The organism is Streptomyces thermodiastaticus, assembly GCF_014656135.1.
GTDB lineage: Bacteria > Actinomycetota > Actinomycetes > Streptomycetales > Streptomycetaceae > Streptomyces > Streptomyces thermodiastaticus.
In genome coordinates this window covers 261048-276511 of record NZ_BNBV01000004.1, presented here as the reverse complement: position 1 = coordinate 276511, position 15464 = coordinate 261048, and the positions used below count along the sequence as shown (strand labels likewise).

Below are 15464 nucleotides of genomic sequence, written 5' to 3'. Positions count from 1 at the left end.
CTCTCGTCTTTGGTGACTCCACATTTTTGGAGTGGTTGCAGAGTTTCAGTCTCTCTGCTTTCGTGGACGGCATGGCAGCAGTCATCAGCGCGGCCGGACTGGCCCGTACGTTCCGCACCAAGCGCGGCCCCGTGCACGCGGTGCGCGGCATCGACCTCACCGTCCACGAGGGCGAGATCCTCGGCTTCCTCGGCCCCAACGGCGCCGGCAAGACGACCACCCTGCGGATGCTCACCACCCTGCTGGCGCCGACGGGCGGCACCGCCACCGTCGCGGGCTGCCACCTGGTCACCGACCCGGTCGGGGTGCGCCGCGCGTGCGGCTATGTCGCGCAGTCGGGCGGGGTGGACGGGCAGATCACCGTCCGGGAGGAACTGGTCACCCAGGGCCGGCTGTACCGGCTCACCAAGGCGGAGGCCGTCGAGCGCGCCCGGGAGCTGGCACAGGATCTCGGCCTGGACGGTCTGCTGGACCGCAGGACCGCGGCGCTCTCCGGCGGACAGCGCCGCCGGCTGGACATCGCGATGGCGCTCACCCACCGCCCTCGCGTGCTGTTCCTGGACGAGCCGACGACCGGCCTGGACCCGGGCAGCCGGGCGGACCTGTGGGACCTGGTGCGCCGCCTGCGCGACGAGCACGGCACCACGGTCTTCCTGACCACCCACTACCTGGACGAGGCCGACGCCCTCGCCGACCGGCTGGTCGTGGTCGACCACGGCGTGGTGGTGGCCGAGGGCACACCGAGCGCGCTCAAGCGGGAGCACGCCGGCTCGGCCGACGCCTCGCTGCAGGACGCCTTCCTCGCCATCACCGGCCGCCGGCCCGCTCCGGCCGACGCGGCCCCCGTCGCCATCTAGGGAGACCGAGACCGATGCTGTTCAAGGACACCGCTCTCGTCTACGGCCGCTGTCTGCGCCAGTCGCTGCGCTCGGGCGTGGCCCTGTTCTTCGGCGTCCTCACGCCACTGCTGTATCTGTTCTTCTTCGGTCCGCTGCTCACCGGGCTGCCGCTGGGCGGCCAGGGCAGCTCCTGGCAGGTCCTGGTGCCCGGACTGCTGCTGCAACTCGCCCTGTTCGGAGCGCTGTTCGCGGGTTTCTCGATCATCCTGGAGAAGGCGCAGGGCGTGGTGGAGCGGATGCGGGTGACCCCGGTCAGCCGGCTGGCGCTGCTGCTCGGCCGGGTGCTGCGGGACACCACGGTCCTGCTGTTCCAGGCGGTGCTGCTGGTGCTGGCGGCCCTGGCCATGGGGCTGCGCGCACCGCTCGGCGGCATCCTCGTCGGCTTCGGCTTCGTCGCCCTGCTCGCCGTCGCGCTGGCCTCGCTGTCGTACGCGCTGGGGCTGACGGTCGCCACCCCGCAGGAGTTCGCCCCGCTGGTGAACGGGGTGGCGATGCCCTCGATGCTGCTGTCCGGCCTGATGCTTCCGATGAGCCTGGCACCGGCCTGGCTCGAAGCGCTCTCGCACGTGGTGCCGCTGCGCTACCTGGTGGACGCGGTGCGCGACGCCTACGCCGGCTCGTACACCAGCCCACACATGCTGCGCGGCGTCCTGGTGGCCGTGGGCTTCGCGGTGCTCGCGGTGACGGTGGGCACACGTGTCTTCCGCCGGGCCGGGGCATGACTACGCTGAGTACATGGTCAATCTGACACGCATCTACACCAGGACCGGCGACCAGGGCACCACCAGCCTCGGGGACATGAGCCGGGTCGCCAAGACCGACCTGCGCATCGCGGCCTACGCCGACGCCAACGAGGCGAACGCGGTGATCGGCACGGCGATCGCGCTGGGCGGCCTCGGCGAGGAGATCGTCACCGTGCTCTCCCGCGTGCAGAACGACCTGTTCGACGTAGGCGCGGACCTGTCCACCCCGGTGGTGGAGAACCCGAAGTACCCGCCGCTGCGCATCGAGCAGTCCTACATCGACCGGCTGGAGGCGGACTGCGACCGCTTCAACGCCGAGCTGGACAAGCTGCGCTCGTTCATTCTCCCCGGCGGCACGCCCGGCGCGGCCCTGCTGCACCAGGCCTGCACGGTCGTCCGCCGGGCCGAGCGCTCCACCTGGGCGGCTCTGGAGGTGCACGGCGAGACGATGAACCCGCTCACCGCGACCTACCTCAACCGCCTGTCCGACCTGTTGTTCATCCTGGCGCGCACGGCGAACAAGGAGACCGGCGACGTGCTGTGGGTGCCGGGCGGGGAACGCGGGACCGGAATCTGAAAGCCGCGCCGTCCGCCTGAGGGGCGGGCCGGACGGCGTCCGGTGCGCGCTCCGAGGGTTCCCCTGCTCGAAGCAGCGTGCGGGAGTGACGGTGCGGCCTGTCCGCGATGCCGGCACCCGGTCCGACGACGTCCTTCCATGCCGCCCGCCCCTGCTCGAAGAACGCGGAGGGACCCGCCGGGGGACGGTCAAGAGATGGTCAGCAGGGCGCAAAACACCGCTGGGCCTCCGGGAGTTGAGGCTCTGACGGTGCTATTGGTCCAGACCCATTGACCAGTGGTCCAGACCTTTCTATATTCGCGCGAAGGGCGTGCAGACCGTCATGCCCCTGACATCCCCCGCACACAGAGGAGGCGCTTCATGCGCTTCGCACACAGAGCCGCGGCAGGATTCGCGACCCTGCTGCTCCCCCTGGGCGGCCTTCTCGGGTTCTCGGCCGGCGCCCAGGCCGCCACCGGCCACTCCCCCACCGTCCAGACCCGCGCCGCCGCCGACAGCGGCAAGGTCAAGCTCGGCTACTTCACCGAGTGGGGCACCTACGGCCGCAACTTCAACGTCAAGAACCTGGACACCTCCGGCACCGCGGCGAAGATCACCCACATCAACTACGCCTTCGGCAACGTCACCGGCGGCAAGTGCGCCATCGGCGACTCCTACGCCGACTACGACAAGGCCTTCACCGCCGACCAGTCCGTCAGCGGGCAGGCCGACACCTGGGACCAGCCGCTGCGCGGCAACTTCAACCAGCTGCGCCAGCTCAAGGCGAAGTACCCGAACCTCAAGGTGCTGTGGTCCTTCGGCGGCTGGACCTGGTCCGGCGGCTTCGCCGACGCCGCCAAGGACCCGCAGGGCTTCGCCCAGTCCTGCTACGACCTGGTGCACGACCCGCGCTGGGACGGTGTCTTCGACGGCATCGACATCGACTGGGAGTACCCGAACGCCTGCGGTCAGACCTGTGACAGCAGCGGCCCCGACGCCTTCAGGAACCTGATGGCCGCGCTGCGCTCCAAGTTCGGCGACGAGCTGGTCACCGCCGCCGTCACCGCGGACGGCACGGCCGGCGGCAAGATCGAGGCCACCGACTACGCGGGCGCCTCCCAGTACGTCGACTGGTACAACGTCATGACGTACGACTTCTTCGGCGCCTGGGACGCCCAGGGTCCCACCGCCCCGCACTCGCCGCTGACCTCCTACGACGGCATCCCGAAGCAGGGCTTCACCAGCGCCGACGCGATCGCCGCGTTCAAGGCCCAGGGTGTGCCCGCGAACAAGCTGCTCCTCGGCATCGGCTTCTACGGCCGCGGCTGGACCGGCGTCACCCAGGACGCCCCGGGCGGCACCGCGACCGGCCCCGCCGCCGGCACCTACGAGCAGGGCATCGAGGACTACAAGGTCCTCAAGAACACCTGCCCGGTCACCGGCACCGTCGCCGGCACCGCCTACGCCCACTGCGGCAGCAACTGGTGGTCCTACGACACCCCGGACACCATCGCCTCGAAGATGGCCTGGGCGAACGAACAGGGCCTGGGCGGCGCCTTCGCCTGGGACTTCAGCGGCGACACCGCCAACGGTGAGCTGATCACCGCCCTGAGCAACGGTCTGGCGTAAGCGCAGCATCCCGCACGACATGAGGAAGCTCCCCCGGACCGCATCCGGGGGAGCTTCTTCGTGCGTCTGCCGGCCTGCGGGACGGGGCCGGGCGGGGCTCGGAACGCCGCTCTACGTCGCTGACTCGCTCCACGTCGCTCTACGCGACGTTCACCCTCTGTCCCGGCGGGGCGGCCTCCAGCCAGGCGAGGAAGCCGGTGAGGGCGTCCTCGCTCATGGCCAGTTCCACCCGGACGTCCTGGTGCAGGCAGGTGAGGATCACCGCGTCCGACAGCAGCGCCAGTTCCTCCTCGCCCTCGGGCAGCCGGCGGCCCGCCACCTCGATGCAGGCGCGTTCCAGCAGGCGCCGCGGACGCGGGGCGTAGGAGAAGACCCGGAACCACTCCACCCGGTCGCCGTTGTAGCGGGCGACCCCGTAGCTCCAGCCCTTGCCGCTGGTGTCGGGCTCCTCGGCCACCCCCCAGCGCAGGCTGCAGTCGAAGGTGCCGCCCGAGCGCTGGAGCAGCCGGCGGCGCAGCCCGAAGACGAACAGTCCCACCACCACGAGCGCGACCACGATCGCGCACACACTCAGAGCGAGGACCATCGGCACCGACCTCCTCGTCTCCTAGGTAATGGAACGGAAAAAACACCTACATCCACCTCAGCCGCGGCCGGTACCGGAGTTCTCCGGTACCGGCCGCGGCTGAGTGGTGTCATCAGATCGCGAGCTTCGTTCAGCGCGCCGCCGAAGCCGCACGCAGTCGTACGTCCGCTCGCCGCTCGGCATGGGCGTCGCCTTCCGCCTTCGCGCGTTCCAGCTCCCGCTCCGTGCGCTGGACGTCGATCTCGTCCGCCAGCTCGGCGATCTCCGCGAGCAGCGACAGTTTGTTGTCCGCGAACGAGATGAAACCGCCGTGCACCGCGGCGACGACCGTCTCACCGTCACTCGTACGGATGGTCACCGGGCCCGACTCCAGCACACCGAGCAGCGGCTGGTGACCGGGCATGACGCCGATGTCGCCGGACGTGGTGCGCGCGACGACCAGGGTGGCCTCACCGGACCAGACCTGGCGGTCGGCGGCGACCAGCTCGACGTGCAGCTCAGCAGCCAAGGGTGGCTCCTCGGATCACCACCCGGCAGGGTGCCGGGTGTTGGGGTCAATACTAAGGGGCGTGAGTGAGGGGGCGGGACGCTCCCGCCCCCTCGGCCGGACTCGGGTCACCGAGTTCAGGAGACGCCCAGCTCCTTCGCGTTCTTCTTCAGGTCCTCGAGACCACCGCACATGAAGAACGCCTGCTCCGGGAAGTGGTCGAACTCACCGTCGCAGATCGCGTTGAACGCGGCGATGGACTCGTCCAGCGGCACGTCCGAGCCGTCCACACCGGTGAACTGCTTGGCGACGTGCGTGTTCTGGGACAGGAAGCGCTCCACGCGGCGGGCACGGTGGACGACGAGCTTGTCCTCCTCGCCCAGCTCGTCGATACCGAGGATCGCGATGATGTCCTGGAGGTCCTTGTACTTCTGCAGGATGTTCTTGACGCGCATGGCGCAGTCGTAGTGGTCCTGCGAGATGTACCGCGGGTCCAGGATGCGGGACGTGGAGTCCAGCGGGTCGACGGCCGGGTAGATGCCCTTCTCGGAGATCGGACGGGACAGCACCGTCGTCGCGTCCAGGTGGGCGAAGGTGGTGGCCGGGGCCGGGTCGGTCAGGTCGTCCGCGGGGACGTAGATCGCCTGCATCGAGGTGATGGAGTGACCGCGGGTGGAGGTGATGCGCTCCTGCAGCAGACCCATCTCGTCGGCCAGGTTCGGCTGGTAACCCACCGCGGAGGGCATGCGGCCCAGCAGGGTGGAGACCTCGGAACCGGCCTGGGTGAAGCGGAAGATGTTGTCGATGAAGAACAGCACGTCCTGCTTCTGGACGTCGCGGAAGTACTCCGCCATCGTCAGGCCGGCCAGGGCCACGCGCAGACGGGTGCCCGGCGGCTCGTCCATCTGGCCGAAGACCAGCGCGGTCTTGTCGATGACGCCGGACTCGGTCATCTCCTGGATGAGGTCGTTGCCCTCACGGGTGCGCTCACCGACACCGGCGAACACGGAGACACCGTCGTGGTTGTTGGCGACGCGGTAGATCATCTCCTGGATGAGCACCGTCTTGCCGACGCCGGCGCCGCCGAACAGACCGATCTTGCCGCCCTTGACGTACGGGGTGAGCAGGTCGATGACCTTGACGCCGGTCTCGAACATCTCGGTCTTCGACTCGAGCTCGTCGAAGTTCGGCGCCTTGCGGTGGATCGGCCAGCGCTCGCCGTCGTACTCGGCGTCGGTGTTCAGCACCTCGCCGAGGGTGTTGAACACCTTGCCCTTGGTGAAGTCACCGACCGGGACGGAGATGGGCGCGCCGGTGTCGGTCACCGGGGACTGGCGGACCAGGCCGTCGGTGGGCTGCATGGAGATCGCACGGACCAGACCCTCGCCCAGGTGCTGGGCGACCTCCAGGGTCAGGGTCTTCTTCTGGCCCGCGTTCGCCGGGTCGGTGACCTCGACGTGCAGGGCGTTGTAGATGTCCGGCATCGCGTCGACGGGGAACTCCACGTCGACGACCGGGCCGATGACCCGCGCGACGCGGCCCGTCGCCGTGGCCGTCTCAACAGTGGTGGTCATTTAGTAGTCACTCCCCGCGGTCGCGTCGGCCAGGGCGCTCGCGCCACCGACGATCTCGCTGATTTCCTGGGTGATTTCGGCCTGGCGGGCCTGGTTGGCAAGCCGGGTGAGCGTCTCGATCAGCTCACCGGCGTTGTCCGTCGCCGACTTCATCGCACGCCGCGTGGCGGCGTGCTTGGAGGCGGCCGACTGGAGCAGCGCGTTGTAGATACGGCTCTCCACGTAGCGCGGCAGCAGAGCGTCCAGGACCTCCTCCGCCGACGGCTCGAAGTCGTACAGCGGAAGGATCTCGCCCTTCGTCTGCGTCTGCTCCGCCACCTCGTCGAGGCGCACCGGCAGCAGCTGGGACTCCACCGCCGTCTGCGTCATCATCGAGACGAACTCGGTGTAGACGATGTGCAGTTCGTCCACACCGCCGTTCGCGGTGTCCTTCTCGATGGCCTCGATCAGCGGGGCCGCCACCTTCTTGGCGTCCGCGTACGACGGCTCGTCGGTGAAGCCCGTCCACGACTCGGTGATCGTGCGGTCGCGGAAGTTGTAGTGGGCCACACCGCGTCGGCCGACGATGTAGGTGTCGACCTGCCGGCCCTCGCGCTCCAGGCGCTCGGTCAGCTGTTCCGCCGCCTTGATGGCGTTGGCGTTGAACGCACCGGCCAGACCGCGGTCGCTGGTGAGCAGCAGGACGGCGGCGCGGGTCGGGTTCTCCGCCTCCGTCGTCAGCGGGTGCTTGGTGTTCGACCCGGTGCCGACCGCCGTGACCGCGCGGGTCAGTTCCTGCGCGTACGGCGTGGAGGCCGCCACCTTGCGCTGCGCCTTGACGACGCGCGAGGCGGCGATCATCTCCATCGCCTTGGTGATCTTCTTGGTCGCGGTGACGGATCGGATGCGACGCTTGTAGACCCGGAGCTGGGCTCCCATGAGTCAGGTCCTTTCCTTACGTCACTTGGCGGCGGCCGGGGTGTCCTCGCCGAGCAGCTTGCCGTCCGAGGTCTCGAACTGCTTCTTGAACTCCGCGATGGCGTCCGCGACGGCCTGGAGGGTGTCGTCCGACATCTTGCCGCCCTCCTTGATGGAGGTCATCAGGCCCTGCTCCTTGCGGTGCAGGTACTCCAGCATCTCCTTCTCGAAGCGGCGGATGTCGGCGACCGGGACGTCGTCCATCTTGCCGGTGGTGCCGGCCCACACGGAGACGACCTGGTCCTCGGTGGCCATCGGCTGGTACTGGTCCTGCTTGAGCAGCTCGACCATGCGCTGACCGCGCTCCAGCTGGGCCTTGGACGCGGCGTCCAGGTCGGAACCGAAGGCGGCGAACGCCTCCAGCTCACGGAACTGGGCGAGGTCCACGCGCAGACGGCCGGAGACCTGCTTCATGGCCTTGTGCTGGGCGGAGCCACCGACGCGGGAGACGGAGATACCGACGTTCAGCGCGGGCCGCTGACCGGCGTTGAACAGGTCCGACTCCAGGAAGCACTGGCCGTCGGTGATGGAGATGACGTTGGTCGGGATGAACGCCGAGACGTCGTTGGCCTTGGTCTCGACGATCGGCAGACCCGTCATCGAACCGGCACCCATGTCGTCGGAGAGCTTGGCGCAGCGCTCCAGCAGCCGGGAGTGCAGGTAGAAGACGTCACCCGGGTAGGCCTCGCGCCCCGGCGGACGGCGCAGCAGCAGGGAGACGGCACGGTAGGCGTCGGCCTGCTTCGACAGGTCGTCGAAGACGATCAGGACGTGCTTGCCCTGGTACATCCAGTGCTGGCCGATGGCCGAGCCGGTGTACGGGGCGAGGTACTTGAAGCCGGCCGGGTCGGAGGCCGGGGCGGCGACGATGGTGGTGTACTCCAGCGCGCCGTTCTCCTCCAGCGCGCGGCGCACCGACGCGATGGTGGAACCCTTCTGGCCGATGGCGACGTAGATGCAGCGCACCTGCTTCTTCGGGTCGCCCGAGCGCCAGTTGTCGCGCTGGTTGATGATCGTGTCGACGGCCAGGGCGGTCTTGCCGGTCTGGCGGTCGCCGATGATCAGCTGGCGCTGGCCGCGGCCGATCGGGGTCATGGCGTCGACGGCCTTGTAGCCCGTCTCCATCGGCTCGTGCACCGACTTGCGCTGCATGACCGTGGGGGCCTGCAGCTCGAGGGCGCGGCGGCCCTCGGTCTCGATCTCGCCGAGGCCGTCGATCGGGTTGCCGAGCGGGTCGACCACACGGCCGAGGTAGCCCTCGCCGACGGCGACGGACAGGACCTCGCCGGTGCGGGTGACCGACTGGCCCTCCTCGATGCCGCTGAACTCGCCGAGGACGATGGCACCGATCTCGCGCTCCTCGAGGTTGAGGGCGAGGCCGAGGGTGCCGTCCTCGAACTTCAGCAGCTCGTTGGCCATGGCCGAGGGCAGACCCTCGACCTTCGCAATGCCGTCGCCGGCAAGGGTGACCGTGCCGACTTCCTCGCGCGAGGCCGCGTCCGGCTTGTACGACTGGACGAAGTCCTCCAGCGCGTCCCGGATCTCATCCGGCCGGATCGTGAGCTCCGCCATCTGGGTTCCCTGCTCTCCTTGTTGGGCCCGAAGTTTCACTCGGGGGGTATGCCACGAGTCGGGGACTCCCCCGCTAAGAGGTGAATCCTCTGCACGGCCCAACCAGGGCCGTCGTGTACGTCGTGCTGTTGAGTTGCTGCTCAGCTCGCCAGGCGGCGGGCCGCGTCCTCGAGCCGGTCCGCGAGCGAGCCGTTGATGATCTCGTCACCGACCTGCACCCGGATCCCGCCGATCAGCTCGGGGTCCACGTCGAGATTCAGGTGCATCTCGCGCCCGTAGAGCTTGGCGAGGGCGGCGCCCAGGCGCCGCTTCTGCGTGTCGCTCAGCGGGACCGCCGAGGTGACGACGGCGACCATGCGGTTGCGGCGCTCGGCGGCGAGCTTGGACAGGGACTCAAGTCCCGCCTCCAGGCTACGTCCGCGCGGTGCCGTCACCAGGCGCGTGACCAGACGCTCCGTGACCGGGTCGACCCGTCCGCCGAGCAGCCGGCGCAGCAGCTCGGTCTTGGCCGACGCGCTCGCGGCCCGGTCGGTCAGCGCCGCGCGCAGCTCGGTGCTGGAGGAGACGATCCGCCCGAAGCGGAACAGCTCGTCCTCCACGCTGTCGAGCGTGCCGGAGCGCTCGGCCGAGGTGAGGTCGGCGAGGTTCGCCAGCTCCTCCAGGGCGTCCACCAGGTCCCGAGGCTGCGACCACCGCGCGCGCACCATGCCCGACACCAGGTCCACGGTCTGCCCGCCGACCCGGTCGCCCAGCAGGCGCTGGACCAGCGTGGCCTTGGCCTCACCGGGCTGCGCCGGGTCGGTGAGGACCCGACGCAGGCCGACCTCGCGGTGGAGCAGCGCCGTGACGGCCGCCAGTTCGTCGGCGAGCCGCGCGGCGGAGGCGGACGTGGAGTCCGTCAGGGCGTCGAGACGCTCACGTGCGGCGGTCAGAGCCTCACGGCTCGCTCCGTTCATCGCGCGGCCTCGGCCTTCTCCTCGAGCTCGTCGAGGAAGCGGTCGATCACGCGGCTCTGCCGGGCGTGGTCCTCGAGGGACTCACCGACGAGCTTGCCGGCCAGCTCGGTGGCGAGCCTGCCGACGTCCTGGCGGAGCGCGGCCGCGGCGGCCTTGCGGTCGGCCTCGATCTGGGCGTGACCGGCGGCGATGATCTCCTCGCGCTGACGCTGGCCCTCGGCCCGCATCTCGGCGATGAGCGCGGCACCCTGCTCCTGCGCCTCCTGGCGCAGGCGCGCGGCCTCGTGCCGGGCCTCGGCGAGCTGGGCCTTGTACTGCTCCAGGACGCTCTGGGCCTCGACCTTCATGGCCTCGGCCTCTTCGATGCCGCCTTCGATCGCCGCGCGACGCTCCTCCAGAACCTTGTTGATGTTCGGAAGCAGCTTCTTCCAGAAGAAGAAGAACACGATGGCGAAGGCGATGGTGCCGACGAGCAGCTCGGGGCCGGCCGGCAGGAGCGGGTTCTGCTCCGTCTCCTCGGCCGCCAGCTGTGCCAGGTTGGCGATCACATCAGTGCCTTTCGTCGAAACGTGTCGGGTAAGCGCTGATTACTTACCGAACACGAACGGCATAACGATGCCGATCAGGGCGAGCGCCTCACAGAAGGCGAAGCCGAGGATCTGGTTGGCGCGGATCAGGCCGGCGGCCTCGGGCTGACGGGCCAGGGCCTGGGTGCCGTTACCGAAGATGATGCCGACGCCGATGCCGGGGCCGATGGCCGCGAGGCCGTAGCCGATGGAACCGAGGGAACCGGAGACGCCGGCGGCGAGCTCGATGGCAGCGGACATGCCGTTTCTTCCTTCTCTATTGCGGACCGGTGGGGGTTGGCCACCGGACGACTGGGTGGTGGGCGTGGTGGTTCGGCTCAGTGGTGCTCGGCGAGAGCGCCCTGAATGTAGGAGCAGGCCAGCAGGACGAAGACGTACGCCTGGACGGCCTGGACGAAAAGCTCGAAGACGATCATGAACATCGTCATCACGAACGAGACGCCGGCGGCCGGGATCAGCCAGCTGTTCAGCAGGTACCAGGAGGCGACGGTGAACATCACCAGCATCAGGTGACCGGCGAACATGTTGGCGAAGAGTCGCACCGCGTGCGTGAACGGCCGGACGATCAGGTTCGAGAAGAACTCGATGACCATGACCAGCGGGAGGACCCAGCCCAGCGACTTGTCGTAGCCCGTGATGTTCTTGAAGAAGCCCACGAAGCCGTGGCGCTTGAAGGTCAGCCCGACCCAGACCAGCCACACGATCGCGGCCAGGACGGCCGGGAAGGCGATGACCGAGGAGACCGGGAACTGGGCCAGCGGGATCACGGACCAGATGTTCATGATCCAGATGAAGAAGAAGAGGGAGACCATGAGCGGCACCCACTTCTCGCCCTCGCGCTTGCCGAGGGTCTCGTACACGATGCTGCGGCGGACGAAGTCGTAGCCGGCCTCACCGATCATCTGGAGCTTGCCGGGGACCACCTTGGCCTTGCCGAAGGCGGCCCAGAAGAAGGCGACGACGAGCAGGGTGGTGATGAGCGCGAGCAGCATCACCTTGTTGAACTCGAAGCCACCGACCGTGGCGAGCGGCTTGAACAGGAAGGAGTGCAGGCCCGGAGCCGGGAAGCCGCACCCGTTGTCGGACAGGATCCGACAGCTCCAGTCGAAGGCGAGCTGGGTCTGGTCAGCACTCACCGCGGGCTCCTTCGGCATGACGCATGGATACGGCAACCTCGTTGTGTCGGCGCGGCGCGCGGCCGCGGATCGGCACCGGACTGGTGTAACGGATGTGGGAGCGGCTGGGGGGCATCGAGCCTCGCGATCGTGCAGGCGTCAGCTCAGATGCCCGCGCCCGCGATGCCGCAGTTGGCACCGGACGATAGCAGGAGATCGCATACGTCTTTATCCCGGCCCTACCCCTCACGACGGGGACCCTGTGTTCTGGGGCTGCCCGCTCTTGGCGGAGTCCGGTTCCACATAGAAGATCTTGGCCTTCATGTGCGCGCGCGCCTGTGCGGCCATCCACACGACGGTCGCGACGATGAGCGAGAACGCGAACGCCTTGCCGTCGAACAAAGAGGTGTTCTTGAAGACGGCGAGGAAGATCATGAGAAGCAGGAGCTGGGCGACGTAGAGCATCAAACCCATGGCCTGGAACAGCTGCGGCAGCGTTTTCGCCGTCCACTGCAGCACGTACAGGCCGATCCCCATGAAGACGATCGCCAGGGCTGCGCCGACCGCGGCCCCGATCGCACCCTTGCCGCCGGCGACGGCGCCGCTGACCGCCACCGCGACCACACCGACGGCTGCGGTGGGCACTGCGGTGTGCAGGAGGTTCCGGGCGTCATTGGACGGCATGGCGGCAACTCCGCTTTCACTGGGGGCAGGGTGTCGTCATGGACGAGCGTAGTCCCCGGTCGGGACAACCATCCTCCACACCAAGGCCCCGCGCACTCGGGTCCTTCGGGTGTATCCGGGGTTCTCGTGAACCGTATCACAAACTATTTGATGAGGTCTTTACCTGAGACGTGTGCTTGCCGTCACACGTGCGGCCGATACTGCACTCTTGTGCAAAAACCTGACCGTTTTGCCCGGGGTCGGTCGGATTTGCACTCCCATGAATCGGCAACGCTTTAGTCAGATTCTTACCTTGAACGTCAGCGCGACGTTTCCGCCTTCCGCCCGTCGAGGAGACGCGGACGGGCGCCGAGGGCACTCGCTCCGTTGACTCCCGCTGCCGCCGTCGCCAGATGCGCGGAACTCTCACCGGTCCCGGCCGCCTCGCCGGCCTGTGCCGCCTCACCGGCCGCCTCCGCGGCGAGCGCGGCGGCCTGCTCCGCCGCACGCGGGCGACGGCGGCGGTAGCGCGGCGGCACGAACCGCTCGGCCCAGCGCGGCGCCCGCGGCTGGAACCGCGGCAGCAGGAGCAGCACCAGGCCGATGAAGCTGAGGACGACGATGCCCAGCACGATCCACATGGACGCGTTGTTCACCGAGTAGGCCAGCGCGCCGAAGCCGATCAGCGCCGCCCAGAAGTACATGATCAGCACGGCCCGGCTGTGCGAGTGCCCGATCTGCAGCAGCCGGTGGTGCAGGTGGCCGCGGTCGGCGGCGAACGGCGACTGGCCCCGCCAGGTGCGCCGCACCACCGCGAAGACGAAGTCGGCGGTGGGGATCGCGATGATGGTCAGCGGCATCAGCAGCGGGATGTAGACCGGCACCATCTGGTGCACGGAGTTGCGTTCGGAACCGGTGAACAGGTTCATCAGGTCCGGGTCGACCTGCCCGGTCACCGAGATCGCCCCGGCGGCCAGCACCAGGCCGATCAGCATGGACCCCGAGTCGCCCATGAAGATCCGGGCCGGGTGCATGTTGTGCGGCAGGAAGCCCAGGCACATGCCCATCAGCACGGCCGCGAACAGGGTGGCCGGAGCGGCGGCTTCGATGCCGTACGAGTACCAGATCCGGTAGGCGTACATGAAGAACGCGGCGGCCGCGATGCACACCATGCCGGCGGCCAGGCCGTCCAGCCCGTCGACGAAGTTCACCGCGTTGATCGTGATGACGACCAGCGCCACCGTCAGCAGCGTGCCCTGCCACTGGGTGAGCGCGACCGTGCCGACACCCGGGACCGGCAGCCACAGGATCGTCAGACCCTGCATCACCATCACACCGGCGGCGATCATCTGGCCGCCCAGCTTGATCAGGGCGTCGATCTCGAACTTGTCGTCCAGGACACCGATCAGCCAGATCAGCGCGGCACCGGAGAGCAGCGCGCGCGGCTCGTTGGACTTCTCGAAGACGTCGCTGAGGTTGGTCAGGTGGCCGGCCGCCAGCAGGCCCGCGCACAGGCCGAAGAACATCGCGATCCCGCCCAGCCGCGGAGTGGGCTGCTTGTGCACGTCGCGCGCCCGGATCTCCGGCATGGCCCTCGCCACGATCGCGAACTTGCGCACCGGCTCTGTCAGCAGGTACGTCACCGCGGCCGTGATGCAGAGCGTCAGCAGGTATTCACGCACGGGCTTCCCCACAGGTCTCGCTGGCCATCTGTGTCCCACACCCTAGCGACGCAGGTATGTCCATGAGGACTTCCGGGTAGCGTCGATGGTTGCACGTGCACCTGTGTACGGGTTTGTACGCCCTTCCCTGCCCGGTGCCTCACGCCTGCCGCCCCTTTCACCGTGCGTAGGGCGGGAACGCGGCCACCAGTTCCCGCACCTCCGCGCGGGCCCGTGCGGGGTCCAGATCACCGCGCAGCAGCTTGCCGAGCAGCACGGCGATCCACTGCATCTCCTCCTGCGTCATGCCCTGCGTGGTCACCGCCGCCGTGCCCAGGCGCAGCCCGCGGGCCTCGGTGTGCGGCAGCGCACAGCAGTCCAGGACGATGCCCGCCGCGGCGAGCCGGGCGCGGGCGGTGCGGCCGTCCACACCCAGCGGTGCGGGGTCGGCGGTGATCAGGTGAGTGTCGGTGCCGCCGGTGGTCACCCGCAGGCCCTCCACGGCCAGCTGCGCGGCCAGCACGCGGGCGTTGGCGACCACCTGGCGGGCGTAGGCGGCGAAGGCGGGTGTGGCCGCCTCGGCGAACGCCACCGCCTTCGCGGCGATGGTGTGCATCTGCGCACCGCCCTGGGTGAAGGGGAACACCGCCCGGTCCACCCGGCCGGCCAGCTCGGCGCCGCACAGGATCATCCCGCCGCGCGGACCGCGCAGCACCTTGTGCGTGGTGGCGCACACCACGTCGGCGTACGGCACCGGGCTGGGCGCCGCCTTCCCGGCCACCAGCCCGATGGGGTGTGCGGCGTCGGCGATGAGGTAGGCGCCCACGTCGTCGGCGACCGACCGGAAGAAGGCGTAGTCGAGGTGGCGCGGGTAGGCGATCGAGCCGCACACGATCGCCTTGGGGCGGTGCACCCGTGCCAGGGTGCGCACCTGGTCGTGGTCGATGAGCCCGGTTGCGGCGTCCACGCCGTAGCCGACGAAGTCGAACCAGCGCCCGGAGAAGTTGGCGGGCGAGCCGTGCGTGAGGTGGCCGCCGTAGGGCAGACCGAGGGCGAGGACGGTGTCACCCGGGCGCAGCAGCGCCGCGTAGGCGGCCAGCACCGCGGAGGAGCCCGAGTGGGCCTGCACGTTGGCGTGCTCGGCCCCGAACAGGGACCGGGCCCGCTCGACCGCGAGCCGTTCGGCGGCGTCGGCGTACTCGCAGCCGCCGTGGTGGCGGGCGCCCGGGTAGCCCTCGGCGTACTTGTTCGCCAGCGGGTGGCCGAGCGCGGCAAGCACCGCCGGCGAGGTGAAGTTCTCCGCCGCGATCAGCTGCAGGGACGTCGACTGCCGGGTCAGCTCCCCCGACAGGATGTCGGCCACTTCGGGGTCCTGCCGCCGCAGGACGTCGGCCTCGAGAGCGGGGGTGACCGGCATGGCGGGCTCCGGGCGGTCGGCGGTGAGCTACGTCCACTGTAGGCCCGCGCGGGGCCGCCTGC

16 protein-coding genes are annotated in these 15464 nt (G+C 69.2%); 4 read left to right on the top strand and 12 right to left on the bottom strand.

Annotated elements, in window-relative coordinates:
• The first annotated feature begins 71 nt into the window (after nucleotides 1–71).
• The 4 genes from IE286_RS06520 (at nucleotide 72) to IE286_RS06505 (ending at nucleotide 3827) form a co-directional block, all read left to right on the top strand.
• Complete coding sequence (locus IE286_RS06520) at nucleotides 72–857, top strand: ABC transporter ATP-binding protein (RefSeq protein ID WP_189795643.1); 786 nt, start codon at nucleotides 72–74, stop codon at nucleotides 855–857.
• Between the two features lie 14 nt (nucleotides 858–871).
• Nucleotides 872–1621: an ABC transporter permease gene (locus IE286_RS06515; protein WP_189795642.1), complete on the top strand. Its 750-nt coding sequence runs from the start codon at nucleotides 872–874 to the stop codon at nucleotides 1619–1621.
• 13 nt (nucleotides 1622–1634) lie between these two features.
• A complete protein-coding gene (locus IE286_RS06510; protein WP_189795641.1) occupies nucleotides 1635–2219 on the top strand; it encodes a cob(I)yrinic acid a,c-diamide adenosyltransferase in 585 nt (194 codons plus the stop codon).
• Nucleotides 2220–2579: 360 nt separating this feature from the next.
• Nucleotides 2580–3827: a glycoside hydrolase family 18 protein gene (locus IE286_RS06505; protein WP_189795640.1), complete on the top strand. Its 1248-nt coding sequence runs from the start codon at nucleotides 2580–2582 to the stop codon at nucleotides 3825–3827.
• 139 nt (nucleotides 3828–3966) lie between these two features.
• Here IE286_RS06505 and IE286_RS06500 read toward each other — a convergent pair whose 3' ends face one another.
• The 12 genes from IE286_RS06500 to glyA all read right to left on the bottom strand — a co-directional run bounded on the left by IE286_RS06500 (nucleotide 3967) and on the right by glyA (nucleotide 15402).
• The gene (locus IE286_RS06500; RefSeq protein ID WP_189795639.1) at nucleotides 3967–4413 is read right to left on the bottom strand and encodes a DUF2550 domain-containing protein; all 447 of its coding nucleotides are present in this window, start codon (nucleotides 4411–4413) and stop codon (nucleotides 3967–3969) included.
• Nucleotides 4414–4543: 130 nt separating this feature from the next.
• A complete protein-coding gene (locus IE286_RS06495; protein WP_189795638.1) occupies nucleotides 4544–4921 on the bottom strand; it encodes a F0F1 ATP synthase subunit epsilon in 378 nt (125 codons plus the stop codon).
• Between the two features lie 116 nt (nucleotides 4922–5037).
• Nucleotides 5038–6474 carry a F0F1 ATP synthase subunit beta gene (atpD, locus tag IE286_RS06490; RefSeq protein ID WP_189795637.1) on the bottom strand — a complete coding sequence of 479 codons (1437 nt, stop codon included), beginning with the start codon at nucleotides 6472–6474 and terminating at the stop codon, nucleotides 5038–5040.
• Complete coding sequence (locus tag IE286_RS06485; protein ID WP_189795636.1) at nucleotides 6475–7392, bottom strand: F0F1 ATP synthase subunit gamma; 918 nt, start codon at nucleotides 7390–7392, stop codon at nucleotides 6475–6477. It lies immediately after the preceding gene.
• Nucleotides 7393–7413: 21 nt separating this feature from the next.
• Nucleotides 7414–9003 carry a F0F1 ATP synthase subunit alpha gene (gene atpA / locus IE286_RS06480; protein WP_189795635.1) on the bottom strand — a complete coding sequence of 530 codons (1590 nt, stop codon included), beginning with the start codon at nucleotides 9001–9003 and terminating at the stop codon, nucleotides 7414–7416.
• 140 nt (nucleotides 9004–9143) lie between these two features.
• On the bottom strand, nucleotides 9144–9959 hold the full coding sequence (locus IE286_RS06475) for a F0F1 ATP synthase subunit delta (protein ID WP_189795634.1): 816 nt from the start codon (nucleotides 9957–9959) through the stop codon (nucleotides 9144–9146).
• Nucleotides 9956–10507, bottom strand: coding sequence for a F0F1 ATP synthase subunit B (locus tag IE286_RS06470; RefSeq protein ID WP_125497050.1), 552 nt, complete (start codon nucleotides 10505–10507; stop codon nucleotides 9956–9958). The genes IE286_RS06475 and IE286_RS06470 overlap by 4 nt, the downstream gene beginning before the upstream one ends.
• Before the next feature lie 39 nt (nucleotides 10508–10546).
• The gene (gene atpE / locus IE286_RS06465) at nucleotides 10547–10786 is read right to left on the bottom strand and encodes an ATP synthase F0 subunit C (protein ID WP_125497049.1); all 240 of its coding nucleotides are present in this window, start codon (nucleotides 10784–10786) and stop codon (nucleotides 10547–10549) included.
• 77 nt (nucleotides 10787–10863) lie between these two features.
• Entirely contained in the window at nucleotides 10864–11700 is an 837-nt protein-coding gene (atpB, locus tag IE286_RS06460; protein ID WP_505014446.1) for a F0F1 ATP synthase subunit A, read from the bottom strand.
• 207 nt (nucleotides 11701–11907) lie between these two features.
• Nucleotides 11908–12345: a Cg1360 family ATP-synthase-associated protein gene (locus IE286_RS06455; RefSeq protein WP_189795633.1), complete on the bottom strand. Its 438-nt coding sequence runs from the start codon at nucleotides 12343–12345 to the stop codon at nucleotides 11908–11910.
• A gap of 299 nt (nucleotides 12346–12644) precedes the next feature.
• Nucleotides 12645–14006, bottom strand: a complete 1362-nt coding sequence (locus tag IE286_RS06450) for an MraY family glycosyltransferase (RefSeq protein WP_189795632.1) — start codon at nucleotides 14004–14006, stop codon at nucleotides 12645–12647.
• A gap of 157 nt (nucleotides 14007–14163) precedes the next feature.
• The gene (gene glyA, locus IE286_RS06445) at nucleotides 14164–15402 is read right to left on the bottom strand and encodes a serine hydroxymethyltransferase (protein WP_189795631.1); all 1239 of its coding nucleotides are present in this window, start codon (nucleotides 15400–15402) and stop codon (nucleotides 14164–14166) included.
• Nucleotides 15403–15464 lie beyond the last annotated feature (62 nt).

Excerpts from the sequence above, each read along its gene's own strand:
- IE286_RS06455 (WP_189795633.1), bottom strand. The coding sequence starts at position 12,345 with ATGCCGTCCAATGACGCCCGGAACCTCCTGCACACCGCAGTGCCCACC.
- IE286_RS06520 (WP_189795643.1), top strand. The coding sequence starts at position 72 with ATGGCAGCAGTCATCAGCGCGGCCGGACTGGCCCGTACGTTCCGCACC.
- IE286_RS06475 (WP_189795634.1), bottom strand. The coding sequence starts at position 9,959 with ATGAACGGAGCGAGCCGTGAGGCTCTGACCGCCGCACGTGAGCGTCTC.
- IE286_RS06515 (WP_189795642.1), top strand. The coding sequence starts at position 872 with ATGCTGTTCAAGGACACCGCTCTCGTCTACGGCCGCTGTCTGCGCCAG.
- IE286_RS06510 (WP_189795641.1), top strand. The coding sequence starts at position 1,635 with ATGGTCAATCTGACACGCATCTACACCAGGACCGGCGACCAGGGCACC.
- IE286_RS06505 (WP_189795640.1), top strand. The coding sequence starts at position 2,580 with ATGCGCTTCGCACACAGAGCCGCGGCAGGATTCGCGACCCTGCTGCTC.
- atpB (WP_505014446.1), bottom strand. The coding sequence starts at position 11,700 with ATGCCGAAGGAGCCCGCGGTGAGTGCTGACCAGACCCAGCTCGCCTTC.
- IE286_RS06485 (WP_189795636.1), bottom strand. The coding sequence starts at position 7,392 with ATGGGAGCCCAGCTCCGGGTCTACAAGCGTCGCATCCGATCCGTCACC.
- atpA (WP_189795635.1), bottom strand. The coding sequence starts at position 9,003 with ATGGCGGAGCTCACGATCCGGCCGGATGAGATCCGGGACGCGCTGGAG.
- atpE (WP_125497049.1), bottom strand. The coding sequence starts at position 10,786 with ATGTCCGCTGCCATCGAGCTCGCCGCCGGCGTCTCCGGTTCCCTCGGT.
- IE286_RS06500 (WP_189795639.1), bottom strand. The coding sequence starts at position 4,413 with ATGGTCCTCGCTCTGAGTGTGTGCGCGATCGTGGTCGCGCTCGTGGTG.
- glyA (WP_189795631.1), bottom strand. The coding sequence starts at position 15,402 with ATGCCGGTCACCCCCGCTCTCGAGGCCGACGTCCTGCGGCGGCAGGAC.
- atpD (WP_189795637.1), bottom strand. The coding sequence starts at position 6,474 with ATGACCACCACTGTTGAGACGGCCACGGCGACGGGCCGCGTCGCGCGG.